The organism is Rheinheimera maricola (assembly GCF_016918075.2).
Taxonomy (GTDB): Bacteria; Pseudomonadota; Gammaproteobacteria; order Enterobacterales; family Alteromonadaceae; genus Alishewanella; species Alishewanella maricola_A.
Map to the genome: position 1 here is coordinate 218,729 of NZ_JAERPS020000001.1, position 23,052 is coordinate 241,780.

At 46.3% G+C, this 23,052-nt stretch carries 22 protein-coding genes and 1 tRNA gene; 11 read left to right on the forward strand and 12 right to left on the reverse strand.

The window, feature by feature from the left end; translation table 11 throughout:
* Positions 1 to 219: 219 nt before the first annotated feature.
* Complete coding sequence (astB, locus tag I4W93_RS01040; RefSeq protein WP_205310285.1) at positions 220 to 1,563, reverse strand: N-succinylarginine dihydrolase; 1,344 nt, start codon at positions 1,561 to 1,563, stop codon at positions 220 to 222.
* A 223-nt stretch (positions 1,564 to 1,786) separates the two neighbouring features.
* On the opposite strand from astB, the gene topA reads away from it, so the two are divergent.
* Positions 1,787 to 4,372, forward strand: a complete 2,586-nt coding sequence (gene topA, locus I4W93_RS01045) for a type I DNA topoisomerase (RefSeq protein WP_205310284.1) — start codon at positions 1,787 to 1,789, stop codon at positions 4,370 to 4,372.
* 61 nt (positions 4,373 to 4,433) lie between these two features.
* Here the strand turns inward: topA and I4W93_RS01050 are convergent, their stop codons facing one another.
* Together I4W93_RS01050 and I4W93_RS01055 are read right to left on the reverse strand one after the other, a co-directional pair.
* Complete coding sequence (locus I4W93_RS01050) at positions 4,434 to 5,198, reverse strand: hypothetical protein (protein ID WP_205310283.1); 765 nt, start codon at positions 5,196 to 5,198, stop codon at positions 4,434 to 4,436.
* Between the two features lie 75 nt (positions 5,199 to 5,273).
* On the reverse strand, positions 5,274 to 5,966 hold the full coding sequence (locus tag I4W93_RS01055; protein WP_205310282.1) for a sensor histidine kinase: 693 nt from the start codon (positions 5,964 to 5,966) through the stop codon (positions 5,274 to 5,276).
* 150 nt (positions 5,967 to 6,116) lie between these two features.
* Here I4W93_RS01055 and cysB point away from each other — a divergent pair, with 150 nt between their 5' ends.
* The 3 genes from cysB to I4W93_RS01070 all read left to right on the forward strand — a co-directional run bounded on the left by cysB (position 6,117) and on the right by I4W93_RS01070 (position 8,884).
* The gene (gene cysB / locus I4W93_RS01060; protein ID WP_205310281.1) at positions 6,117 to 7,094 is read left to right on the forward strand and encodes an HTH-type transcriptional regulator CysB; all 978 of its coding nucleotides are present in this window, start codon (positions 6,117 to 6,119) and stop codon (positions 7,092 to 7,094) included.
* Positions 7,095 to 7,146: 52 nt separating this feature from the next.
* Positions 7,147 to 7,992 (forward strand): sterol desaturase family protein, encoded by an 846-nt coding sequence (locus I4W93_RS01065; protein ID WP_205310280.1) that lies wholly within the window; start codon positions 7,147 to 7,149, stop codon positions 7,990 to 7,992.
* Between the two features lie 85 nt (positions 7,993 to 8,077).
* Positions 8,078 to 8,884 (forward strand): substrate-binding periplasmic protein, encoded by an 807-nt coding sequence (locus I4W93_RS01070; protein ID WP_205310279.1) that lies wholly within the window; start codon positions 8,078 to 8,080, stop codon positions 8,882 to 8,884.
* Between the two features lie 32 nt (positions 8,885 to 8,916).
* On the opposite strand, the gene mutH is transcribed toward I4W93_RS01070, so the two are convergent.
* Entirely contained in the window at positions 8,917 to 9,588 is a 672-nt protein-coding gene (mutH, locus tag I4W93_RS01075) for a DNA mismatch repair endonuclease MutH (protein ID WP_205310278.1), read from the reverse strand.
* Positions 9,589 to 9,968: 380 nt separating this feature from the next.
* Here mutH and rppH point away from each other — a divergent pair, with 380 nt between their 5' ends.
* Genes rppH through I4W93_RS01100 form a run of 5 tightly spaced genes read left to right on the forward strand, consistent with a single transcriptional unit; the run spans position 9,969 to position 15,277 of the window.
* Positions 9,969 to 10,472 (forward strand): RNA pyrophosphohydrolase, encoded by a 504-nt coding sequence (gene rppH, locus I4W93_RS01080; protein ID WP_205310277.1) that lies wholly within the window; start codon positions 9,969 to 9,971, stop codon positions 10,470 to 10,472.
* 43 nt (positions 10,473 to 10,515) lie between these two features.
* A complete protein-coding gene (ptsP, locus tag I4W93_RS01085) occupies positions 10,516 to 12,774 on the forward strand; it encodes a phosphoenolpyruvate--protein phosphotransferase (RefSeq protein WP_205310276.1) in 2,259 nt (752 codons plus the stop codon).
* 51 nt (positions 12,775 to 12,825) lie between these two features.
* Complete coding sequence (locus I4W93_RS01090; protein ID WP_205310275.1) at positions 12,826 to 13,620, forward strand: sulfite exporter TauE/SafE family protein; 795 nt, start codon at positions 12,826 to 12,828, stop codon at positions 13,618 to 13,620.
* A gap of 8 nt (positions 13,621 to 13,628) precedes the next feature.
* Positions 13,629 to 14,447 carry a prolipoprotein diacylglyceryl transferase gene (gene lgt, locus I4W93_RS01095; RefSeq protein WP_205310274.1) on the forward strand — a complete coding sequence of 273 codons (819 nt, stop codon included), beginning with the start codon at positions 13,629 to 13,631 and terminating at the stop codon, positions 14,445 to 14,447.
* A complete protein-coding gene (locus tag I4W93_RS01100) occupies positions 14,444 to 15,277 on the forward strand; it encodes a thymidylate synthase (RefSeq protein WP_205310273.1) in 834 nt (277 codons plus the stop codon). The genes lgt and I4W93_RS01100 overlap by 4 nt, the downstream gene beginning before the upstream one ends.
* 30 nt (positions 15,278 to 15,307) lie before the next feature.
* Here the strand turns inward: I4W93_RS01100 and I4W93_RS01105 are convergent, their stop codons facing one another.
* The 3 genes from I4W93_RS01105 to I4W93_RS01115 are packed head-to-tail and all read right to left on the reverse strand — an operon-like array spanning position 15,308 to position 17,190.
* On the reverse strand, positions 15,308 to 15,883 hold the full coding sequence (locus I4W93_RS01105; RefSeq protein WP_205310272.1) for a FlgO family outer membrane protein: 576 nt from the start codon (positions 15,881 to 15,883) through the stop codon (positions 15,308 to 15,310).
* Positions 15,884 to 15,897: 14 nt separating this feature from the next.
* Positions 15,898 to 16,572, reverse strand: a complete 675-nt coding sequence (locus tag I4W93_RS01110; RefSeq protein WP_205310271.1) for a FlgO family outer membrane protein — start codon at positions 16,570 to 16,572, stop codon at positions 15,898 to 15,900.
* A 9-nt stretch (positions 16,573 to 16,581) separates the two neighbouring features.
* Positions 16,582 to 17,190: a FlgO family outer membrane protein gene (locus I4W93_RS01115; RefSeq protein WP_205310270.1), complete on the reverse strand. Its 609-nt coding sequence runs from the start codon at positions 17,188 to 17,190 to the stop codon at positions 16,582 to 16,584.
* A 244-nt stretch (positions 17,191 to 17,434) separates the two neighbouring features.
* Between I4W93_RS01115 and I4W93_RS01120 the strand changes: the two genes are divergently transcribed.
* Complete coding sequence (locus I4W93_RS01120; RefSeq protein WP_205310269.1) at positions 17,435 to 19,459, forward strand: site-specific recombinase; 2,025 nt, start codon at positions 17,435 to 17,437, stop codon at positions 19,457 to 19,459.
* Positions 19,460 to 19,461: 2 nt separating this feature from the next.
* Here I4W93_RS01120 and I4W93_RS01125 read toward each other — a convergent pair.
* Together I4W93_RS01125 and I4W93_RS01130 are read right to left on the reverse strand one after the other, a co-directional pair.
* Positions 19,462 to 19,536: transfer RNA gene (locus I4W93_RS01125), tRNA-Arg, on the reverse strand.
* Positions 19,537 to 19,584: 48 nt separating this feature from the next.
* A complete protein-coding gene (locus I4W93_RS01130; protein WP_205310268.1) occupies positions 19,585 to 20,724 on the reverse strand; it encodes a flagellar assembly protein T N-terminal domain-containing protein in 1,140 nt (379 codons plus the stop codon).
* Positions 20,725 to 20,958: 234 nt separating this feature from the next.
* Between I4W93_RS01130 and I4W93_RS01135 the strand changes: the two genes are divergently transcribed.
* Complete coding sequence (locus tag I4W93_RS01135; RefSeq protein ID WP_205310267.1) at positions 20,959 to 21,420, forward strand: LPP20 family lipoprotein; 462 nt, start codon at positions 20,959 to 20,961, stop codon at positions 21,418 to 21,420.
* Between the two features lie 74 nt (positions 21,421 to 21,494).
* On the opposite strand, the gene flgN is transcribed toward I4W93_RS01135, so the two are convergent.
* From flgN to flgA, 3 genes are all read right to left on the reverse strand, one after another.
* Positions 21,495 to 21,929: a flagellar export chaperone FlgN gene (gene flgN / locus I4W93_RS01140; RefSeq protein ID WP_205310266.1), complete on the reverse strand. Its 435-nt coding sequence runs from the start codon at positions 21,927 to 21,929 to the stop codon at positions 21,495 to 21,497.
* Positions 21,926 to 22,246 carry a flagellar biosynthesis anti-sigma factor FlgM gene (gene flgM, locus I4W93_RS01145; protein WP_205310265.1) on the reverse strand — a complete coding sequence of 107 codons (321 nt, stop codon included), beginning with the start codon at positions 22,244 to 22,246 and terminating at the stop codon, positions 21,926 to 21,928. The genes flgN and flgM overlap by 4 nt, the downstream gene beginning before the upstream one ends.
* Positions 22,247 to 22,322: 76 nt before the next feature.
* The gene (gene flgA / locus I4W93_RS01150) at positions 22,323 to 23,033 is read right to left on the reverse strand and encodes a flagellar basal body P-ring formation chaperone FlgA (RefSeq protein WP_205310264.1); all 711 of its coding nucleotides are present in this window, start codon (positions 23,031 to 23,033) and stop codon (positions 22,323 to 22,325) included.
* Positions 23,034 to 23,052: the final 19 nt, after the last annotated feature.

Here is a 23,052-nt window from a genome sequence, read left to right on the forward strand (position 1 = left end):
CTCCGCGCTGTTGTTTTACGCCCCAGACAGGCTTCTGAAAAGCACTTTCTTGAAAAGACTATCTTTGGTTCAGTATTAGATAAATATTAAAATTCACTCAGAGGTGGGGCTTCCAATTAACTAATGCATCTTAGAGTGCTATCGGGAACTTTTCGGGGAATGTGAGTGTGGTTTGAAGGGAGTTGTCACTCCCTTATTTACCTGAAGTCCTATAACTAATTAGCCCAGCTGAAATTGATACACAGATCCAAGATCCAGGATCTGAGTTAACTCATCCAGTGCGGTGCGGGTTTCAATTAGCAATTGTGGATCCGCTAAATCTGCTTCGCTTATCTGATCACGGTAATGCTTATCTACCCATAGATTTAACGTGGTGAATAAGTCGTCATTCATTAACACGTTTTGATTTAGCGCTTGCTTTTCGGTTTCGCTCATCGCCACGCGCAGTCGCAGACAAGCAGGGCCACCGCCATTTTGCATGCTTTGTTTTACATCATAGTAATGGACATGCTTAATCGGCGTATTACGCTGCGTAAGCTCGGCCAGGTAGGCTGAAACGGCGGTATGATCCTGGCTTTCGGTAGGAGCGATAATTGCCATTTCACCATTGGGTAATGTGATTACCTGGGTATTAAACAGGTAAGTTTTAACCGCTTGCGCCACAGTGACTTCTGAATCTTTGACTTCAATAAGGTGTAATTCGCTGTCATTACCAAATTTGCGCTGTAGTTCTGCTAGTTTATTTTGCGTATCAACAAAAGCTTGTTGATGATAAAACAGCACGTTTTGGTTGCCCACAGCAATAACGTCGTTATGAAACACGCCCTGATCGATAACGTCAGGGTTTTGCTGCATATAAACCACATGTTCATCACTTAAGCCATGCAAGCGCGCTACGGCTTCACAGGCTTCCAGAGTATGGCGGGCTGGGAAGCGTTTCGGGGCCGGTTTGCTGTTATCAAAGGCATAACGGCCAAATACAAACAGTTCAACGCCACGGTTGCCATAGCGGCTGCAAAGTCTGGTATGATTCGCCGCGCCTTCATCACCGAAGTGATCATTGTCAGGTAAATGTGTATGATGCGCAAAATGCTCCGGGTTACGGAACATCGCTTGCAAAATTTTGCCGGTCGTCACGGGCTCTAGCGAGCGATGGAATTTGTTGGTCAGGTTAGCAGGGGTAAAATGTATTTTACCATCATGCGTATCAGCACTGGGTGATATGGTAGCCGCATTGGCTGTCCACATGCTGGAAGCCGAGCACACCGCTCTGAATACTGCGGGCGCCTGTTTTGCTGCTTTGGCTATGACCTGAGCATCTGAACCTGTAAACCCTAAGCGGCGTAAGGTATAGACATCAGGACGTTCCTGTGGTGCTAATACGCCCTGCACCATGCCCAAATCGTGTAAGGCTTTCATTTTACTTAAGCCTTGCTTGGCAGCCTGGCGTGGGCTGGAGCTGTTTTTTGCGTTAGACAACGAGGCAACATTGCCGACTGATAAACCGGCATAGTTATGGGTTGGCCCGACCAGGCCATCAAAGTTTGCTTCAAAGAATTTCATTTTTGCTTTATATCCTTTATTAGGTATGGGCACTGTTTTTATTATTTTTGCGGCCACTTAGGATGCTTCATTAGTTCTGGCTAAGCTTTAGACAGACAGCTCTTAAATTGAGCTGGTTTGCATAATAATGAGTTTATTCACTTGTCACAACTGCGGTTTACGGATATACGTTAAAAAGCAGCGGCGATGACATGCACAAAATGTTAGGGATCTTGGTATTAAGATGGCGAAATCACTGGTAATAGTTGAATCACCGGCAAAAGCAAAAACGATCAATAAATATCTTGGCAAAGACTTTATCGTTAAGTCCAGCGTAGGTCATATTCGCGATTTGCCCACCAGCAGCAGTAAAGACAAGGCTGCCGCGAACAAAACACTGAGCAAAGAAGAAAAAGAATACCAGGCGCTGGTAGACCGTATGGGTATAGACCCGGCGCATGGTTGGAAAGCGCGCTATGAAATTTTGCCCGGTAAAGAAAAAGTGGTTAAAGAGCTCAAAGCGTTGGCTGAAAAGGCAGACATTGTATATCTGGCGACGGACTTAGACCGTGAAGGGGAAGCGATAGCCTGGCACTTGCAGCAGATTATCGGTGGTGATGAACAACGCTTTAAGCGGGTCGTGTTTAACGAAATTACTAAAAATGCTATCCAAAATGCGTTTGAAGAGCCTGGTGATGTTAATGTCGATAGGGTAAATGCACAGCAGGCCCGGCGTTTTCTCGACCGCGTAGTCGGCTTTATGGTATCGCCGCTGTTGTGGAAAAAAGTCGCTCGAGGTTTGTCTGCCGGCCGTGTGCAGTCTGTCGCTGTGCGCCTGGTGGTAGAGCGCGAGCGCGAGATTAAAGCCTTTGTGCCGGAAGAATACTGGACAGTGGCTGCCGATACCCTAACGGCGGCCAAACAGGCGTTGCAACTGGATGTAACCAAGCAACAGGGCAAAGCCTTTAAACCGGCGAATAAAGCCGAAGCCGATGCTGCTTTAGCCGTGCTGAACAAGGCGGGTTACAAGGTACTTGAGCGCGAAGACAAACCCAGCAGCAGCAAACCACAAGCACCTTTTATCACGTCTACACTGCAGCAGGCGGCCAGTACGCGGCTGGGCTATGGCGTAAAGAAAACCATGATGCTGGCACAGCGTTTGTACGAGGCCGGCCACATTACTTATATGCGTACCGACTCGACGAATTTAAGTGCGGACGCGGTAAGCGCGTGTCGCGACTATATCAGTGCACAGTTTGGTAAAAAATATTTGCCGGAGCAGCCGTTGAGTTACGGCAGCAAAGCCAATGCGCAGGAAGCTCACGAAGCGATACGACCTTCAGATGTCAACGTATTGGCTGGCAGTCTGGGCGATATGGAGGCCGATGCGCGTAAACTGTATGAATTAATTTGGCGTCAGTTTGTGGCGTGCCAGATGCCCCCTGCGTTGTACGACGTAAGCAATATTATTGTGCAGGCAGCAGACTTTGAATTAAAAGCCAAAGGCCGTGTACTGCGCTTTGATGGCTGGACTAAGGTGCAGCCGGCGGTTAAGCGTAAAGACGAAGAAGACAGCTTGCTACCGGACGTTAAACCCGGCGAAATGTTGCAACTGCAGCAATTAACCAGTGCACAGCACTTTACCAAGCCGACAGCGCGCTTCAGTGAAGCAAGCTTGGTAAAAGAGTTGGAAAAGCGCGGCATCGGTCGGCCATCTACTTACGCGTCTATTATTTCGACCATCCAGGACCGTGGCTATGTGCGGGTAGAAAATAAGCGCTTTTATGCTGAAAAGATGGGCGAGATCGTTACCGACCGTCTGGTTGAAAATTTTAACGACCTGATGAACTACGACTTTACCGCCAATATGGAGCTGAAGCTGGATGATATTGCCAACGGTCAGGCACAGTGGCGTAAAGAGTTAGACAGCTTTTACGGTGATTTCTATCAAAAACTGAAAACCGCGGAAAACGACCCTGAGCAGGGTGGTATGCGGGTAAACCAATTTGTGTTGACCGATATTGTTTGTCCGACGTGTGGCCGGCCTATGGGCATTCGCACGGCGTCTACCGGGGTATTTTTAGGCTGCTCGGGTTACAACCTGCCGCCGAAAGAGCGTTGTACCACCACCATGAATCTGGTGTCCGGCGATGTAGCGGTAAATGTCAGCGACGAAGATGAAATGGAAACCGAGGCGCTGCGGCAGAAAAAACGCTGCAACAAATGCGGCACCGCGATGGACAGCTATCTGATTGACGAGCAACGCAAATTGCACGTATGTGGCAATAACCCGGCGTGTGATGGTTACCAGGTAGAGCAGGGTAGCTTTAAAATTAAAGGCTACGATGGTCCGCTAATCGAATGCGACAAATGTGGCAGCGATATGCAGTTAAAATCCGGCCGTTTCGGTAAGTATTTTGGTTGTACCAATACCGACTGTAAAAATACCCGCAAACTGCTGCGCAGTGGCGAAGCTGCACCGCCAAAAGAAGACCCCGTGCATTTGCCGGAGCTGAAATGCGAGAAGTCGGATGCGTACTTTGTACTGCGTGATGGTGCAGCAGGTTTGTTCCTTGCGGCATCTACTTTTCCGAAGTCACGCGAAACGCGGGCACCGTTGGTGGCGGAACTGGCAAAGTACCGTGCTCAGTTGTCACCTAAGTTCTATTACCTGGCTGATGCGCCGGTAAAAGACCCCGAAGGTAACCATGCGGTAGTGCGTTGGAGCCGTAAGACCAAGCAGCAGTATGTGATGTCGGAAAAAGACGGCAAAGCTACCGGTTGGTCTGCATGGTATGAGGGTGGTAAGTGGGTTGTCACTAAAGCCTGATGTAGCGGCAATGCCGAAACAAAACGGGCCGCGACTGCGGCCCGTTTTTAAATTGGTTGCACTACCATTTGCGTTTTGGCGCAAACAGCTCGTCCAAATCTTTGTTTTCTTTTTCTTCTTTTTTCTCTCTATCGCGCACATTACCTTCTTTAAGCTGTCGTGCAATATCTTCCAAGGCTTGTATCACTTCAGATTTTCGGGTGGTAGTATAATCATCCTGATGAGGTGAACCGCCAAGTGCAGTCAGGGCTTTTTCAAAATATTGTCGTGCTGAGCCCAACATATTGTTTGTGCGTGCTTGGTTACCACGTTTTATCTGACTCTCAACATTGATCCGTAGCTGAAGGACTTCCAACCGGCGGTCTTCGTGTATCACTATTGGTGTGTCAACGTTGCCTTTTGCATGCTCAGACCGTACAACCGTGCGTAGGCGTTTTATGCCCTTTATCATGGCGATTAGCTGTTGATCATTGTCTGGCAGTGTAACGTTTTCATTGAACTCTATACTGCTAGCATTGCTTTCTGTAAGTTTGGTCTCGGTTTCCTTAAGCCGTTGTTTTAAGTCGCGTGCGCCAGGTTCAAGTTCGACCATAGCGCTTAACGTAGATGCGCTGCGCTTTAATAGCATCTGGCTCAGCGCAGGTGACAACGGCACGCTAGCGGTGTTAACCAGTAACTCTTCAGTGTCTTCCAGTACCGCGCGCAGCTTACTGTACTCCGCACGTTTCAACGTAGCCAGCCGCTCCTTGTGTTGCTGAATGGCATTGACAATAACGGCAATAACCACCAACGCAATTACCAAGGTAATGATTAAGGTTAACAGCATTTCAGCCTCAATTTACACAGTCTCCATCAATCATATTAATCACAAAACAGCTGAAATAACAGCTATCTGTATTATTCAGGGTAATGTTACCCTGAATATGCCACCTCCATAGCGACTGGCATTGGCGAGCTCAACAATACCTGACTGCCCTTTATTGGTATGGGCTTTAGCAATTAGCTTAGCAAAAAATATTCCAAGCCCGGTATGATTGCCCGTTAAATCTGGTGTGTTCATATCAATTTCATCGCTGTTTAGCATAAATACAGGAAAACCAGGACCATCGTCATGCACTTCTATTAATAAAGTGTCAGCGTGTTGGCTAAATCGCAGTAATATTTCTTTATCGCCATAACGTAGTGCATTTGCCACCGCATCATTAAGCATATTTAACATTAAATCGTAGTCAAAAAACCAGTTTAGCTGCTCTGGTTGTTCGACATGGATGGTAAAATTACGTTGTTCTATATAAAACTGGTTTTTAAGCAAGATTTCCTCAACGATGTCTGCAATATAGTGCTGATCAATCTGCACAGGTAGCCGCTGCCGTTCCATTCGATAAAGTGATAGTAGTTGCAATAGATTGGAATTTAGCCGGTTAGCTTCATAGTTCAATCGGGCGAGTTCATCACGGGCCGGCTCTGATAGCTGCCGACTTTCTTGCTGTATCAGCTCTGTCGACTGTATCAGCATACATAGCGAATTTTTCATGTCATGCACGGTAGACGCCAGTACAGCCGCAAAGTCGATGCTTGGAGTGGCTAAAGTCATTATATCTCCTATTCAGTCAATGCGTTTTCGGGCTAGATACCGCTTTTTAGTTACCATTTGATATAGTAAGAGCCTAATTAAAAATTAGTTGGAATATCCTGCCAGATATGTATATTGAGCAATGATATGCCATTACCGGACCTGTGACACATGAAATTGCAGCAACTGCGCTATATCGTTGAAGTGTTAAATCATAATTTAAATGTCTCCTCAACGGCAGAAAGCCTTTATACCTCTCAGCCAGGTATCAGCAAGCAGGTACGTATGCTGGAAGATGAACTGGGTATCCAGGTGTTTGGCCGCAGTGGCAAACACTTAACCCATGTGACACCAGCGGGTCGTGATGTAATTGATATTGCTCAGCAAATTTTAGCAAAAGTAGAAAGCATTAAGGCTGTTGCTAAAGAACATACGTTACCAGACCAAGGTAAGCTTAATATAGCGACTACTCATACTCAGGCTCGTTATGCACTGCCGCCAGTTATCAGCGGCTTTATGCAGAAATATCCTAAAGTATCACTGCATATGCATCAGGGCACACCACAACAAATCTCAGAAGCTGCTTCCCGCGGTGATGCGGATTTTGCCATTGCTACTGAGGCGCTGCATTTATATAACGATTTAGTGATGTTGCCATGCTATCACTGGAATCGTAGTGTGATAGTGCGGCAGGACCATCCGTTGTTACAATTGGGGCGCAAAGTGCAAGTAGAAGATGTAGCACAGCACCCAATTGTTACTTATGTATTTGGCTTTACCGGGCGCTCAGAATTGGATCGCGCATTCGCTGCCAAAGGGCTTGAGCCGAAAATCGTATTTACCGCAACAGATGCTGATGTTATTAAAACCTATGTCCGGTTAGGGTTAGGGGTAGGTGTTATCGCCTCCATGGCAATGGATAAAGAACTGGACAAGGACTTGGTCGCTATCGATGCTAGTCATTTATTTGACGCTTCCACAACAAAAATTGGTTTCCGAAAAGGCGCGTTTTTACGAACCTATATGTATGATTTTATTGAACGTTTTGCTCCACACCTTACGCGAGATGTCGTAGAGAAAGCTAATTTGCTTCGTAATCAGGAAGATATTGATCGCATGTTCGCAAGGTTTGACCTGCCAGTACGTTAATTGTGTAGGTTTAAACCCCCCCGGTATCAATATACAGACTGGATAATAGTAAATGATCCCTGTTGAGTTAATTCTATTGGCTTTAAGCCCACTGTTTCTTGGTTTTATCGGCTGGGAATGGTACCGCTCTCGCAACAAGGTTCCGGCGATATATCGCTGGCAAGACAGCCTGGCAAATGCTGTGTTGGCTTTGTTGCATCAGGCAAGCGATATGATTGCGTTGATATTACTAATGCCATTTTTTCTCTGGTTATATCAATGGCGCATATTTACTGTTGAAATGAGTGTGTTTAGCGTCATAGCAATGTTTTTATTGCAAGATTTTTTGTATTACTGGTTTCACCGAGCTTCGCACCATGTTCGTTGGCTTTGGGCATCCCATGTTACCCATCACAGCTCGCGGCAAATGAATTTCAGCACCGCATTGCGTCAAAGTCTAACTTATCCCTTGTCAGGAATGTGGCTGTTTTGGACGCCAATGATTTTGCTTGGTTTTGACCCGAAGACAGTTTTTGCTGTAGTCGCTTTGAACTTGGCATTTCAATTTTTTGTTCATACTCAAGTGGTAGAAAAACTTGGCATCTTGGAATGGCTGTTTAACACGCCCTCACATCATCGTGTGCACCATGCATGCAATGCTTTGTATATTGATAAGAATTTCGCCGGTGTATTGATTATCTGGGATCGACTTTTTGGTACTTTTGTTGCCGAGCAGGACGCAGAGCCTTGTCGTTATGGTATCACTGACGATTTTAATTCAGATAATCCGATTACTATCACATTTTACGAATGGCGTAATATGCTAACAGAATTTACTACTGCAAATTCCAACCGGCAGCGATTTAACGTGCTGTTTGGTGCGCCGAAAAGGCGTGAAACACCTAACCCGCAAAAATAGCAGTACCGCAAACTAACGATTATTTGTGCAGTTTTCTATCTTATGCACTACGCTTATTTCAATGCGTAACGTCTTGAGGTGTAATATGAAAACCTATATGTTGCTGTTCGCTGTAGCCTGTTCCCTGTTAACGTCTTGCAAGCCCGCGGTGCAACAAGCTGCTGTTGCTGCACCTGAGCCGGAACCTGCAATTGCGGCTTGTAGCTTTACTATGGGAATTGACGCTTGGGAGCCATACCAATATATGACCGTAGGCAATACCGTTGCAGGTCTTGATGTAGAATTGGTGCAAAATATTACAACAGGTATGGGGTGTACTCTAGATGTTGTGCAGGGCAGCTGGCTGGAATTACTGACTTTACTGCGTGAGGGTAAAGTAGATTTTGTCTTAGGCGCATCGAAAACGGAAGATCGACAGCGTTTTGCCTATTTTTCTGAGCCATACCGACAAGAACGCTTTCAGCTATATGTTCGCAAGGAGGATGTTAATTTACCTTTTACAGACTTAAGAAGTTTTATCACTGCCGGCAATAAAGTTGGGGTTGTCAATGAGTATTACTATGGCGCTGAGGTATCAGATTTGTACGCGGACGACAGTTTGCGAAGTAACTTTGTTGGCGCGATTATCAGTGAATTGAATATGGCCCGCTTGCTCGATGATGAAATAGATGGCTTACTAGAAGATAGTTTTGTTGGTGCGTCTATTCTGCGGCGAAAAGGGCTGGACAAGTATATCCAACCCCATAGTATCAGCCTGGGGGCGTCAGATGTATACGTTATGTTTAGCCAAGCGTCAGTTTCTGCTGAGCAAGTGGGGCAATTTAACACTGGCCTGGCACAGTTGCGAGAAAGCGGAGCTTATAATCAAATTGTTGATAAATACCGCAACTAACCAAAACAGAGCCAGTTAGCTTAATTGCCATGTTAAGCTAACTGGAATTGCTCTTGTAATAGTAGTGCGGTAAAGCTGGCTTTAAGGTAAAAACCTCGCGGTAAGGTTTTTATCGGTTCGCCATGCGCTCCAATTGCGTCAGTCCTTGCCCTGCTGTTTGCTGCTTTGGGTCTAAGTTGGAGAACTTTACCGGTTGCGCCTTTGATGTTGTGGATCCCGCCGAGGCTTATCATATCCATTAATTCTTCCCAGTCTTGCTGCAATACTTTTTGCTGAGCCGCGTTAGGGCGCCACAGGAAAGCGGTACCAACAACCCGGTCTGCCAAAGGAATGGTGCGTTCTGCCAGTACCGGTAGCCATAACACCTGCTGCAGTTTCTGACAGACCCAGGATTCATGCCATTGCAGACCAGGCTCGCCGGTAAGCGGTGCTACACAGACATAAGTGCTTTCCAGTGGTTTTCCCGTCGCGTTGACCGGCAGCGTTTTTAATTCAATACCTAGCTGAGGGAAATCAGGCTCTGCCTTTGAACCTGCTGTTGCTCCCAATACATGTTCTAACAGTTGTCCCACCCAGCCTTTATACTTTTGCAGATTATCGGGTATTTGTTGTTGAGTTTGGGCTGCTATCTGGCCCAATGTAAGGCCTGCAAGGGCGTAGCAGCGAGCCATCAGTTCTTCTTTAGATGAGGGGGGAGTCAACATGATGCTAGCCTTTAGTGATCACCAGATCACGCTAGCATTATTTTGCTGCTTTGGCTGCTTAAAAACACAGCAAACCAACTTACACACAGCAAAATATTGATTTTTAATAATCGGGTTATGACTCAAGTTTATGATTTTACTTGTGTTTCACTTTGTTCTGTGACGTTTATTCTTATCATAGTAATAGATATACAGTGGCTAACAAGGTGTTTTGCACAGCCTTATCAACAGAGTCTGTGAAAAAGTGCACATTGATGTTTGTTTTGTCTTCATTATTGTGCATAACTATGTAAAAGCTGTGGCGAAAATACCGTTTGCCCAAGTCCTGACTTTGTGAAAGAATCTTTTACATAATGATTTGTGATCCGCTAGAGGTTTGTGTGATCGATGCCGAAGGTTTTCGGGCCAATGTCGGCATAGTGATTTGTAACCACCAGGGACAGGTGTTTTGGGCAAAACGGTATGGTCAGCATTCCTGGCAGTATCCACAGGGTGGCATTGATGACGGTGAAACACCGGAGCAGGCCATGTTTCGCGAATTGCACGAAGAAGTAGGTCTTACCGGCGCAGATGTGGAAATTATTGCCACAACCAAGCATTGGTTAAGGTATAAACTGCCAAAGCGTCTGATCCGTAAAGATAGCAATCCTGTGTGTATCGGCCAGAAGCAAAAATGGTTTTTGCTACGACTGACGTGCGCTGACGAAGACGTAAACTTACTTAAAACTACTCATCCAGAGTTTGATAGCTGGCGTTGGGTTAGTTATTGGTATCCTGTGCGACAGGTTGTTGCATTTAAGCGGGAAGTTTACCGAAAAGTTATGAAAGAGTTTGCCCCGGTCGCTTTGCCGTTTATACGTCGCGAAGGTAAGAAAAAAGGTTAACTTAACAGGTGCTTACCTGTTTTCAACCTAAAAAGAGGCTCTTATGTTAGGCCAGTTACGGCGAATTGTTCAGGATGTAGCACAAGAGCCAGTGCTTCAAAATGCATTAGCTGGCTTAGTCACGAGTGTAAAACACGCGTTGGCAACGGAATGTTGCTCAGTCTATTTGGCAAATTACGAACAGCAGCATTTTATGCTGATGGCAACGGATGGCCTCAACCCCCAGGCTGTTGGCAGCATAGCTATTGGTTTTTCTGAGGGGTTAATTGGTTGGGTAGGCCAGCGCGAAGAACCCATTAATTTGGCCAAAGCTCATCTACATCCCCGTTTCAAAGTTACTCCAGAAGTAAGTGAAGATAACTTTTCCGCCTTCTTGGGCTGCCCTATCATTCATCATCGTAAAGTGTTGGGTGTGCTTACCATCCAGCAAGCTGCCGAGCGGGTTTTCAATGAAGATGAAGAGTCTTTTTTAGTCACCTTAGGGGCGCAGCTAGCATCAGTGCTGGCCAATGCTGAAATGCGTCAGGCTGCGAGTGAAAGTAGCCCTAGCCAGACACAAACGGGTCAGTTAAAAGGTTTGCCTGGTGCGCCTGGTATCGCAATAGGTGAAGCCTATGTATTGGAGCCGGCTAATGACTTTAACGCCATCTCACTCAAGCGCGCCGATGATGCAGACAAAGAGCTGGCGCATTTTTACCGTGCAGTAAAGATCACTAAGGCAGAGTTTAACCGGCTTGCTGAGCGAATGAGTGGTCACCTGCCGCCCGATGCATTGGCAATATTCGATGTTTACCACCAATTGCTGGATGCCGCCAGCTTAGGCCGGGAAATAGAGCTACAAATTGCGGAAGGCTGGTGCGCAAAAAGTGCACTGAAGCGGGTGGTAGAAAAATTTGCCCGACAATTTGATGATATGGATGACCCTTATCTGCGCGAGCGGGGCACAGACATACGTGATCTGGGCCAGCGGGTATTAAATAATTTACTCGACACTGAACAGCGTAAAATTAAACTGCCTGAAAAAGTTGTATTGGTAGCTGACAATGTCACGGCAACGATGTTGGCTGAGGTACCCCGGCATCAGCTAGTAGCTATTGTTTCACTAAAAGGGTCGGTCAATTCGCATGCTGCGATTATGGCGCGGGCCTTGGGTATTCCAGCGGTAATGGGCGTCAATGATCTTCCGCTACTGCATTGGCAACGACAGCGGCTTATTGTTGATGGTTATCAAGGGCATATTTTGTTGTCTCCGGTTGATGCCATTTGTTTGGAGTACCAACGTTTAATTAGCGAAGATGCCGCCCTGAATGCTCGTTATCTGGCTGAGATTGCTCAGCCCTCGCAATCTTTGTGCGGCAAAGCGTTTAACCTGATGGTGAATTCAGGCTTGGCGATAGAGCTGGAAACCACAAATCCGGCATATACCGATGGTGTAGGGCTCTATCGTACTGAGTTTCCGTTTATTATGCGAAGCCGGTTCCCAACCGAGCAAGAACAAATAGAGCTGTACCGTAAAGTGCTGGAAAGTTACCCAACCAAGCCAGTGATTATGCGCACATTGGACGTTGGTGGTGATAAAGCGCTACCGTATTTTAGTATTGTAGAGGAAAATCCGTTTTTGGGCTGGCGTGGCATTCGCTTGACATTGGATCATCCGGAGATATTTTTGGTGCAAATACGCGCCATGTTGAAAGCCAATTTAGCAATAGACAATTTGCATATTTTACTACCGATGATTTCTGATTTGGCGGAAGTAGATGAATCGTTACGTTTAATTAAGCAAGCGAGTTTTGAAGTGAGTGATGAACTTGCTATCGAGCTGCCCCGCCCCAAAATTGGTGTCATGATTGAAGTGCCTTCTATTATGTATCAGCTGCCCGAGCTGGCGCGGAAGGTAGATTTTTGCTCTATTGGCACGAATGACCTAACGCAATATTTATTGGCCGTCGATCGGAATAATCCGCGGGTTGCCAGCTTGTATGATGCAATGCATCCAGCGGTATTAAGAGCATTGCATCAGTTTAATCAACAGGCTCAGGGTTTGCAGTTTCCAACCAGCGTATGCGGTGAGTTGGCTGGCGAACCAGCTGGTATTTTGTTGCTTGCTGCTATGGGTTACACGAGCTTTAGTATGAACAGTAGCAATCTGGCGAAGATAAAATGGTTATTGCGGCGGGTTGAGCTATCAGAACTGGCGCTGCTGTTGCCAGAGGTGCTGGCATGCCAGTCGGCTAAACAAGTCCGACAGCATGTACAGCGTTTTTTGGAGCAAAAACAATTACTCAGCCAGCTACGTGCTTGATAGCGTGCTTAGCTGTTATACTGCAGCCCCAATGTTGCTTAGAGAAAGCTTGTGTTAAGTATTATTGCCTTTACTCTGTTGCTCGGCGCGCTGGCCGGTTTTCTTGCCGGTTTGCTAGGCATTGGCGGTGGCTTAGTTATAGTCCCAGCCTTAGTTATGCTACTACCTGCTTTTGGTATAGTGCCAGCTGAGCAAGCCATATTAGTAGCGGTCGCAACGTCGCTAGCATCAATTATTATCACAGCAACGTCCTCCGTATTGGCGCATCATCGTTGGGGCAATGTCCCTTGGTCTATTGCAGGGGCCATCTTTGTCGGCGCAGCAATAGGTGCCTGGTGTGTAGGCTATCTGGCACATAATATCAGCGGTGCTGTATTACAAATGATTTTTGGTGTTGCGGCCCTCTTACTAGCGTTACGCATGTTGGGCTCGCGCACAGCGGTAGGTATAAAGCCTTTGCCTGGAACTCTACTAACAATATGTATTTCTGCACTACTCGGTGGTGTCGGCAGTTTGCTTGGCATTGGCGGTGGAGCCTTGTTTGTACCGATGCTAAATTACTTTTCTGTCGATATGCGCCGTGCTATTGGTTGCGCGGCAGCGAGCAGTATTGCTGTTGCAGTATTTGGGACGCTTGGTTACGTTATCGCTGGTTGGCGGCACTATCAACTTGCAGATGGGTTTGTCGGGTATATTTATTTACCGGCATTGTTAGGTATAGTGGCGATGTCTGTATTTACCGCTCCAATAGGAGCAAAGCTGGTTCAGCAGCTGCCGGTGCTGACGATTAAACGGGTATTTGGAGTTTTTCTGCTGTTAATTGCAGTAAAAATGATACTAAGTTAAGGGGCGTTATGTCTGCAGTTTTTTTTACTTTTCCACAGATTGACCCGATTATTTTTTCTATAGGGCCGATCAGTTTGCGTTGGTATGGTTTGATGTATCTCATCGCTTTTGGCTTGGCCTGGTGGCTGGCTAATCGTGCGGCTAAAAAGCCCGCATCAGGCTGGACGGAGCAACAAGTCAGTGACTTATTATTTATTGGTTTTCTTGGTGTCATTCTTGGTGGACGTATTGGATATGTGTTGTTTTATCAGTTTGACCTGTTTTTAGCTGAACCGTTGTACTTGTTCAAAATTTGGACTGGTGGCATGTCGTTTCATGGTGGGTTGCTGGGGGTTTTGGTTGCGATGGCCTGGTTTGCCAAGCGCAATAATAAAGCCTATCTGCAGCTGGGGGACTTTGTAGCGCCATTGATACCCCTAGGGCTGGCGGCAGGACGCTTAGGCAACTTTATTAATGCCGAGTTGTGGGGGCGTCCGACAGACGTACCTTGGGCGGTGTTATTTCCGGCTGCAGGTCCGCTGCCTCGACATCCATCACAACTTTATGAATTTGCCTTAGAGGGGCTGGTGTTGTTTGCACTTATCATGCTGTATCGTCGTTTTAATCCTCCTGCAGGCAGTTTAGGTGGGTTATTCCTGGCGGGATATGGTATTGCACGCTTTTTTGTCGAGTTTTATCGTGAGCCCGACCAGCACCTTGGTGTGTTATCTGCAGGCATGTCGATGGGACAGTGGCTGTCTCTGCCAATGATCATCGTTGGATTTGGGATCATTGTCTATGCTAACTGGAACAGCAACAAGCCACAGCAGCGGGAGAGTACATTATGAAACAATATCTCGATTTAATGCGGCATGTTATTGATCACGGACATAAAAAATCTGACCGCACTGGTACTGGCACTATTAGTGTATTTGGATACCAGATGCGCTTTGATTTACAGCAAGGTTTTCCGCTGGTGACCACGAAGAAATGCCATTTACGCTCCATCATCCATGAATTGCTGTGGTTCTTAAAAGGCGAGACAAATATCGCTTATCTAAAGCAAAACGGCGTGTCAATCTGGGATGGTTGGGCAACAGAAGAAGGCGAGTTAGGGCCGGTATATGGCGCTCAGTGGCGCAGCTGGCAGGCAGCAGATGGTCGGGTAGTTGATCAAATAAGACAGGTTATCAACGATATAAAGCAAACACCGGACTCACGACGCTTGATCGTCAGTGCCTGGAATCCGGCTTTGTTACCCGATACATCAATGTCACCCAAAGAAAATGCTGCTGTCGGTAAGCAAGCCCTACCGCCATGCCATACGTTGTTTCAGTTTTACGTTAATGATGGCAAGTTATCTTGTCAGCTGTATCAGCGCAGTGCGGATATCTTTCTTGGCGTACCATTTAACATTGCCAGCTACGCCTTGTTAACGATGATGGTGGCACAGGTGTGCGGGCTGCAATTAGGCGAATTTGTACATACTTTTGGTGACGCTCATTTGTATATAAATCACTTAGATCAAGTGAGTACTCAGTTAGCGCGTGAACCCTATCCGCTGCCGCAAATGCAACTAAACCCAGCTATTAAAGATATTTTTGCGTTTAGTTACGCCGATTTCAATTTAGTCAATTATCAGGCGCATCCTCATATAAAAGCCGCAGTTGCTATCTGAGCACAAGGTACCAGTAGCAACTACTCACTTTTATCTGACGACCACCCCTAAATGGCGGGTGACGAAATAGGGGATGGTTGTTTGGCTACTGGATATTAAGCTGTTATCCCGGGTGTTGAATAATCGCGTGTTTACCTCGATTCCGGTTGGTGCATAGATCAAGGTTCCAGTTAGTACACAGCAATAGTTAGTGCGGGTAAAGCGTGTGCGTTTCTTGCGTGAAAAAACAAAATCGCCTTTTGAATCAATTATTAACTTCCCGTTTGCTTTGGTCTCATTAACGTTGTAACCAAACTTTTGTAGTTGGGTAATAAAATTTTCGGCCAATTGGTTACCTAAGGCATGGCTATGCGTCAGGCTCGCATCAAAATCAACAAAGGACGCAACAGCAATAGAGCCTTCTGTTGGCACTGTGCCATTGCGTTTTAACGACAGCACCATTTGTTCAACGTAATTTGCCAAGCTTAATTTGTGCCGACCAGGCGTATAACTGTCTTGGAATACATTGTTTGGATGAACAATATGATCGTAATTGCTGACTGCGCTGCTGCCGGGACAAGTCACGAGCAGCAGGCTGAATGCCAGAGCCATGGTTAATTTTTGCATCACCTGTTCCTCACTTAGCGGCCTTTTATCAGCGGTGTCGTATTGACTACTTCGCTTGGGAGCAAAGCATCTATAACTTGGCGGGGTACCAGGCTTTGAGCGGAGGCAACCACGACTTTGCTATCAAACTGCACCATTCGAGCATTGATTAATATTCCGTCTTTGTGGTTGGCCAAAGTACCACCCACAGCAAAGCGAGCTGCAAGGTTACCACCAAGCTCTTCATAATTACGGCTTAGCACCAAATCGCCAGTGTTGGTAACGCGAATATAGTCCGTGACTTTAAAATCCAGTACTGTAATACCGGCGTTATGTAACTCGTGCATAAAGCTTTCGGCAATTTGATTACCCAACATTGACGCCTGATTATAGTCAGTATCCAAATAGAGGAAGCTGGCCACTGCTACCGGTGTTTGCTCGGTTACGCTTTGCATGCCGATTAACATGTCTTGCATCATGCCGCGAATATAGTGATGAATGGTAATTCGATCTACCGTGTCGCGGCTGTTATCCGGCATGATGCTGACAAACTTTGCCGGCTGAAATTGTGCAGGAGTCGCTACCGCGCGCTCTTTTGCGGGCCGCTCTGCATTAACTGACATATGCGGTTTCGGCTGTTGGCTGGCTGATGGTGGCGTACTGCAGGCAGTGAGTGTCAGCATAGTCATGCTAAGTAATATTGTTTTCATGTCGACTCCTTATTGGCCAGTACGATACAGTTTGCCAGCTCTAAGTTGAACCGTGCCTCTGCTCCAGAACACATTAAGCGGTATTTCGGTTGTAGCGGCAGCGACAACCTGGCTAAGTCGGGTATTGATTAGCCGGGTATTGACAAAGTAGGCATGTTGTTGAGGCAACATAGTGCCGGTTAACAGGTAATCTGCCTGCACATTTTGCCGGTTGTGAGCTTCACGAGATAGCACAAGTTCTGCTTCTGATGTCTGCATAATATTTTCATCCCAACGGATTTCGACAACATCAAAGCCGCTTTGTGTCAGTAATGTCATGATGCTTTCCTGTAGTTGCAAACCCAATTCAGGTGCGATGTCTGCACTTACTTTCTGTTGTAAATTATTTGCCAGCACATAGGTAGCAACTGCGACTGTGCTACCTCGCGGCAGCGAAGCGGTACTTTGCAGCATTTGCATAACGATGTCGCCGGCATACTGATGCACCGAGTAAGGTGCGATACCTTCTGGTAGCATTGGTCGGGGAGCCGACGTGGTGCTGCTTTCTGACAGTCCAGAGTCAATAGCCGTTGCGCAACCGGCTAATATTAACGCCAGCAAACCAATCATTATCTGCATGGTAGTACCTGCTTTATTATTCAATTAAGTTTTACTGCTGCTTTGCAGTACATTTCCATAAGCAATAAACAGACCAATATTAGCACTTCTGCCGGATGGCTGGGTTAATATAGCTTACGCGGTAAGCGTTTGATGCTATTTAATACGGTGCTTAACTCGACAATTGCGCAGTTCAATACTGGTAATAGGCAGTTTAAAGCAGGTATTATCAATTTTAATTGCTTTATCAAAGGAAAGTTACCATATGGACACACTTAGTGCTGTAGCACTGGTCAGAAGCCTCTCTGCTCAACGCTGTCCTGTCACCTTGCTAAATGGCTTGATTGATTGGCTCAGTTACAGTGAATTCGGTAACGATCCTGCACAGCGGGCTGGAAAACTACGCGATGCTCTGCAGACAAATCCCCGTCATGCTGCCGAATTAGGTGAAGTACTTTTTAGTTGGTTGGGACAAGTGAACATTTATCCGGCTTTGGTTAACCTTGGTTTATTTTCCCGCTCCGGCTTTTTTCGGGAAATGGCCTCGCGCTTATATGAACGATTAAATCCGGCGCCACATGACCAAAATGATTTTGCAGATGTGCTGGTGCAGATGTGTGATGGCAAAAGTGATGCACAATGGCTGCAAAAGCTGAACAAAGACGATTTATTGGCATGTTTTAGTCTGGTTGCTGCACAAGTTAGTCCGGCTACTGTTGAAAAAATGACGGCGCACTTTCGTGAGGAAAGTTTATACGCGCTGGAGATGCTGGCTATTTGGGTTGCAGCAGAGGAAATAGAGCCGGATCTGATGAGGTTAGACAGGCGTTTGAGCAGCATTGATTCACCTTTTATTGCCCTTAGCCGCGAGATGAATTTGCTGGTAGAAAGTGGCCGCAAGCAGCTCGTTTCGCCAGATGCCGACTTGCTGGACACCGCACATTTGCAGGTTATGATGCAGCAATCCCGGGAGCAGGTAGAACGGTTACGCCGACGTGGTGCCGGCCTTGGTAGTTCAGTGTCAGTGGCACATTTATTGGAACGATTGGAGCAAACACTAGACCGGATAGACATGTTAATGGATGTTCTAACCAGCGACGTGAGCAAGCAAAATAGCAAAGTACAGTCTATGTTAATGCTGCTGGTCGAGGCCAGTGGTGAGCACAATAGTATTTCAGCGTTGTGGCGCAGCAGCACGCAAATGCTGTCAAAAAGTATCACCATCAATAAAAGTGGTCATGGCGAGCACTACATTACCCGCAACCGCAGTGAGTTTTTCACTTTGATGCGATCGGCCGCCGGAGCCGGTATTGTTATTGCTTTGATGGCATTGTTAAAAATTTATTTGCAAAGTCTCGGCCTGAGCGCCTTAAACAACGCGGTGTTGGCAAGTTTGAACTATGGTTTGGGTTTTGTATTAATACACATATTGCATTTTACCATTGCCACTAAACAGCCAGCGATGACAGCCGCCAGTTTTGCACTGGAGGTAGAGCGTGGAGAAAACGGCAAAGCAGTAAATCGTAAACTTGCGGCGTTGTTAATAGATGTAAACCGTTCACAGTGGGCTGCGGTATGGGGGAATGTCAGTAGTGCTATTTTACTTGCCAGTACAATAGCGCTGTGTGCACTGTGGTGGTCTGGACAGCCGCTTTTGTCTACAGAAGTTGTGGCGTATCAACTTAAATCCTTGTCGCCGTTTACTGGGTTGGCGCTGTTCTACGCCGCTATCGCGGGGGTTTGGTTATTCTGCGCTGGTATTATTGCCGGCTTCTTTGACAATAGGGCTAATTGTCTTGAATTGCGCTTACGACTGTTTCATCACCCTGTATTAAAACGGCTGCTGTCAGACCATCGACGTAAGCAGCTTGCCGATTATCTACATGATAATTATGGTGCTTTGGCCGGTAACTTTTTCTTTGGTGTGCTATTAGGTATGACGGGTTATATTGGTTTTTTAACTGGCTTACCTTTAGATATTCGTCATGTTGCTTTTTCTTCAGCGAACCTGGGTTACAGCGCCATAAGTGGTGAACTTGGCATACTTAATTTCCTGTTACAGCTGCTGTTTGTGCTGATGATTGGCTTTGTCAATCTTTGGGTGAGTTTTACGTTGGCACTCGCTATCGCATTACGTGCCAGGGGCACGCGGATCAGCCGTTTGCGTTTACTGTTAAAGAGTTTGTGGGAGCAAGCGAAGCAACAACCATTGCACTTGTTTTTTCCGGTAGAGTTAATGCGACAAACGCTGAACGACAGTGATAAAGCCGAAGTGAAAACGCAAAAGTAAACTGGCTGCCCCAGCAGGAATCGAACCTGCAACTGCCCCTTAGGAGGGGGCCGTTATATCCATTTAACTATGGGGCAACGGCGCCGGAGTGTATCAGACCTGATTATTATTGTGAACTAAACAGATCACTGTTCGCTGTTTTTACGCACACTAATAATGTCGCCGCTCTGAATATGTTGTAAAAACTTGCCATCGTCGGCAGTGGCCCAGGCATTGCGTTCTGATACGCTGCTGACGGTTAGTTTAAGCTGGCTGTTTAGCAAGTGTTTGACCGCGGGTGTCGTTGGCTGGCGCTGCAACTGGAATAGTTCGAGACTGTCACCCATATGCAGGCCGTGCTGTTTACCCAAATTCAGCATAATCCGGCTACCTTTAACTTGTAATACTGAGCTCAGCAGTGGCTTGCACGCGAGTTGTCGCTGTATGTCCTCGGCGATGATTTGCAACAGCTGATCTATTTTCTGGCCGTAAGCCATGTTCCAAAAGGCCTGGCTGTGGCTGGATGGTGTGCTTTGCTCTTGGTAAGGCCACGGCGCGCTGGTGCGGTACTCTTGTTGGTATACTGTGGTTTGTTCAAATAAGTCAAACAAGGCTACTTCTATTGAGAAGTGGCGTTCTTTGACCTTTTGCTGCCAAAAGCCACCGCTAGCTTGACCCAAGGACATGTCGTTTATCTGTGCGCTGATGATGTACTGATGGCCTTGATTAAATAACTGTTCGGTGGTGGGGTATACCAACGCTGACGGCAAAACCGGTTGGGCCAACAGCTGTAGCGTGGCTGCTGGGCTGTAGTCACGCAAATGCCGTTCCAGTTGTGTAGTAGCATGCTCACCGAGTTTAAACAAATCACCATGCACCGCATCTTGTCTGGCCTTTAGCTGAAGCTGCGGTAACAGTACAGGTTTGCTGAAGCTATTGTTACTGCAGTTATCACTCTGGGCTTCAATATATAGCCGTAACGTGATGGTTAGCATATTGTTTTCATGCTGTTCGGTTAATAGTTGCAGCTGGCTGATTTCGCCATTGCTTATAAAACCCAGTCGCTCTTGTTGCAATACACCATTAACTAGCTGCTGAGTGCTACTTAAACTGGCCCCGGCGAATAATGCGGCACGTTTAATTGCATCGTCTATCGCGGCTTGGCGTGCTTGTTCAATGTTACCCTGTTCAATTACAGCTTGACCGGTAGTCTCATACCAATCTGCTGCGGCGTAAGGATTAAAAAGGGCGGCGACAAAAATAGCCAGTAATGCGTACTGTTTCATATAAGCTCGGTGTTTTATTGGCACTGTAAGCAAGCTAAGCAAAATGTATGCCTTTTAACAGATAGTTTTATTGCCAAGATGGATCCTTAGTGGTTATGCACAGCCAATCTATTAAAGGCTGGCTTGATTCTTGCTGAATGGATCTGATTGCTTATCGCTAGATTGCAAAGACTAGCGTTATCCTCCAGCTGATTAACGTTGGTACAGTGCTATGACTGTACCTTGGGAGACAAAATGAAACCTTGTTATCTATTATTGCTACCGATGTTCTGCGCTGTAACTGGCTGTTCTTCATTTGCAAACCGGCATATCGAGTACCAACAGGTAACACCGGAGGTGTTTCCAGTGCTGACGGCAGTGGGGTATGCGCCGATTAGTTTGCAGCTCGGCCAAACCGGCGAGCACAAAATGCTACAAGCGATGAAAGCGTCGAAGTTAGAGGCATACAAGGAGTTAACTGAGCAGGTTTACGGCCAAAAAATTGACGCGCGCAATGAGCTTAGATCGATGGTGCTGACCGATGAACGGCTGTCAACGTCGGTAAAAGGCATAATAAGTGGTGCCAGAGTGGTAAAAACCTATGCTGTTGAAGATGTCTATATTACTGAGCTTGAACTGGATTTTAAGCAGGTTTATAACTTGTACCAGAATACTCAGCCAAGACAAACGATAAAAAGTGTACGCTATTATTACTAAATAGCGAGGTTGTTCTTGCAGTGCTATGTGGTATCTTTGATTAGCTGAACACTGCTTGCAGCGCAGTGTCCAGTTCAGGCCTTTACACCTTTACCTTTACTATCTACGGCCGGTTTACCTTTACTGGTGTAAGTCAGCCCTGCTTTGCCGCGGCTGGATAATAACTCAGTTTTAAATCTTGCCAGTGTAAGCTGGCTTTGCTCCAGTGTTAGCTGGTTAATATCATTCTGGGTTTTGCACTCATTGAGCTGAGCATCGAGGCTGGCAACTTGTTGTACAAACCAGGGGGCTGATTTGTGGGTCGCTATGTCATCAGAAACGGCTAGCGCAGCGTCGTTATCCTGCAGCTGTTGTAGTGTGGTGAGTTTTTCTTGGGTAATGTGCTCCAGCGCACTAACGTCGCGGCTGGCAAGCGCGGCAATTTCCTGCCGTAATAACAAAAGCAGCTCGTCCAGTAGCTGCTTTTGCTGGTCTAATAAGGCGGTGATGTGGTGACTAGTGTCGGTCATTTTTTACCGAACAACTCACTCTCAAACTGCACAATACGTCGTGCCAGTTGTTCTACGTTAACCTTATATCGGCCTTCAGCAATCGCCTGTTTAATCTTGTCGACTTTTTCCTGATCGATGCCTGAACTACCGTTGGCTTTTTCCGTCAGCTTTGAAAACTGCTGAGCCTGTGGTGTAATCGACACTGAATCCTGCTTTTGCGTTGCGTTTTGGGCAACATTTTGCTGCAGCGTCGTTTGTTGACGCTGAACATTTTGCTCAACTTTATCATTTTTAACTTGCGAGCTGTTCTGCAAGTTATTGATATTAATAGCCATGCTAGTACCTCATCACCTTAATACAGTTCCTTATGCACAGGTTAACGGCATTCAACAGCAAAACTTTAGTATTTATTTAAAATATAATACTAACCTGATTTACCGCAACAACGTCTGCTGATATCGTGCGATTTGACTGTCTGTTGAGTACGCTAATGGTATCTCCCAGGCTGCCGTCACTTTGAGCAACGCCTGTGGCGGCAACATTCAGTCCGTTGTTACTGATTGATATTGTAACAACATCTCCTTTACAGACAAGGCAAAGATCTTGCAAAGTTAAAATTTGTCCAACTGAAAGCGAGCGACGGGTTTTGGCACCAATGACCTGATCAACATTCGTGACCAGGCTACCTCGGGTAAACCGGCGTTCACGACTTTCTGTATTAAGCATCGTAGCCGTTATACTGCTTCCTGTAGTTAAGTTTTGCGTTAATACTACTGCTTGCACTACTTCATCAATCCTAACCGGCACATAGAGCTGCCAGCTCGTTGCTGCTGTGCAGCGAATTTGGATCGTGTTCTGTCGTTGTGTTATCGGTTGAGACAATAAAAACTGTAATGGTTGCTGACATTCTTTATCGCCAATACGTTCATCCAATTGGCTGACATTTATTTGGATATCATCTTGTTGCGGCATAGCCAATTGCTGGTTTATCCAGATTTCTGCCCGCCTGGTAAGCTCGCTTGGGCTATAAATATTGCTATCAATGTCAGCGACAACGATATGGGAAAAGAATAACAGAGTGCAAGTAAGTGTTTGTTTAAATAAATTTTCGTACTTTTTCATATGGTTTCAGCTATGCTTT

Excerpts from the sequence above, each read along its gene's own strand:
- topA (WP_205310284.1), top strand. The coding sequence starts at position 1,787 with ATGGCGAAATCACTGGTAATAGTTGAATCACCGGCAAAAGCAAAAACG.
- I4W93_RS01055 (WP_205310282.1), bottom strand. The coding sequence starts at position 5,966 with ATGACTTTAGCCACTCCAAGCATCGACTTTGCGGCTGTACTGGCGTCT.
- I4W93_RS01065 (WP_205310280.1), top strand. The coding sequence starts at position 7,147 with ATGATCCCTGTTGAGTTAATTCTATTGGCTTTAAGCCCACTGTTTCTT.
- I4W93_RS01070 (WP_205310279.1), top strand. The coding sequence starts at position 8,078 with ATGAAAACCTATATGTTGCTGTTCGCTGTAGCCTGTTCCCTGTTAACG.
- cysB (WP_205310281.1), top strand. The coding sequence starts at position 6,117 with ATGAAATTGCAGCAACTGCGCTATATCGTTGAAGTGTTAAATCATAAT.
- I4W93_RS01130 (WP_205310268.1), bottom strand. The coding sequence starts at position 20,724 with ATGAAACAGTACGCATTACTGGCTATTTTTGTCGCCGCCCTTTTTAAT.
- ptsP (WP_205310276.1), top strand. The coding sequence starts at position 10,516 with ATGTTAGGCCAGTTACGGCGAATTGTTCAGGATGTAGCACAAGAGCCA.
- I4W93_RS01110 (WP_205310271.1), bottom strand. The coding sequence starts at position 16,572 with ATGAAAACAATATTACTTAGCATGACTATGCTGACACTCACTGCCTGC.
- flgM (WP_205310265.1), bottom strand. The coding sequence starts at position 22,246 with ATGGCTATTAATATCAATAACTTGCAGAACAGCTCGCAAGTTAAAAAT.
- flgA (WP_205310264.1), bottom strand. The coding sequence starts at position 23,033 with ATGAAAAAGTACGAAAATTTATTTAAACAAACACTTACTTGCACTCTG.
- mutH (WP_205310278.1), bottom strand. The coding sequence starts at position 9,588 with ATGTTGACTCCCCCCTCATCTAAAGAAGAACTGATGGCTCGCTGCTAC.
- I4W93_RS01135 (WP_205310267.1), top strand. The coding sequence starts at position 20,959 with ATGAAACCTTGTTATCTATTATTGCTACCGATGTTCTGCGCTGTAACT.
- I4W93_RS01050 (WP_205310283.1), bottom strand. The coding sequence starts at position 5,198 with ATGCTGTTAACCTTAATCATTACCTTGGTAATTGCGTTGGTGGTTATT.
- I4W93_RS01115 (WP_205310270.1), bottom strand. The coding sequence starts at position 17,190 with ATGCAGATAATGATTGGTTTGCTGGCGTTAATATTAGCCGGTTGCGCA.
- I4W93_RS01100 (WP_205310273.1), top strand. The coding sequence starts at position 14,444 with ATGAAACAATATCTCGATTTAATGCGGCATGTTATTGATCACGGACAT.
- astB (WP_205310285.1), bottom strand. The coding sequence starts at position 1,563 with ATGAAATTCTTTGAAGCAAACTTTGATGGCCTGGTCGGGCCAACCCAT.
- I4W93_RS01120 (WP_205310269.1), top strand. The coding sequence starts at position 17,435 with ATGGACACACTTAGTGCTGTAGCACTGGTCAGAAGCCTCTCTGCTCAA.
- lgt (WP_205310274.1), top strand. The coding sequence starts at position 13,629 with ATGTCTGCAGTTTTTTTTACTTTTCCACAGATTGACCCGATTATTTTT.
- flgN (WP_205310266.1), bottom strand. The coding sequence starts at position 21,929 with ATGACCGACACTAGTCACCACATCACCGCCTTATTAGACCAGCAAAAG.
- I4W93_RS01105 (WP_205310272.1), bottom strand. The coding sequence starts at position 15,883 with ATGCAAAAATTAACCATGGCTCTGGCATTCAGCCTGCTGCTCGTGACT.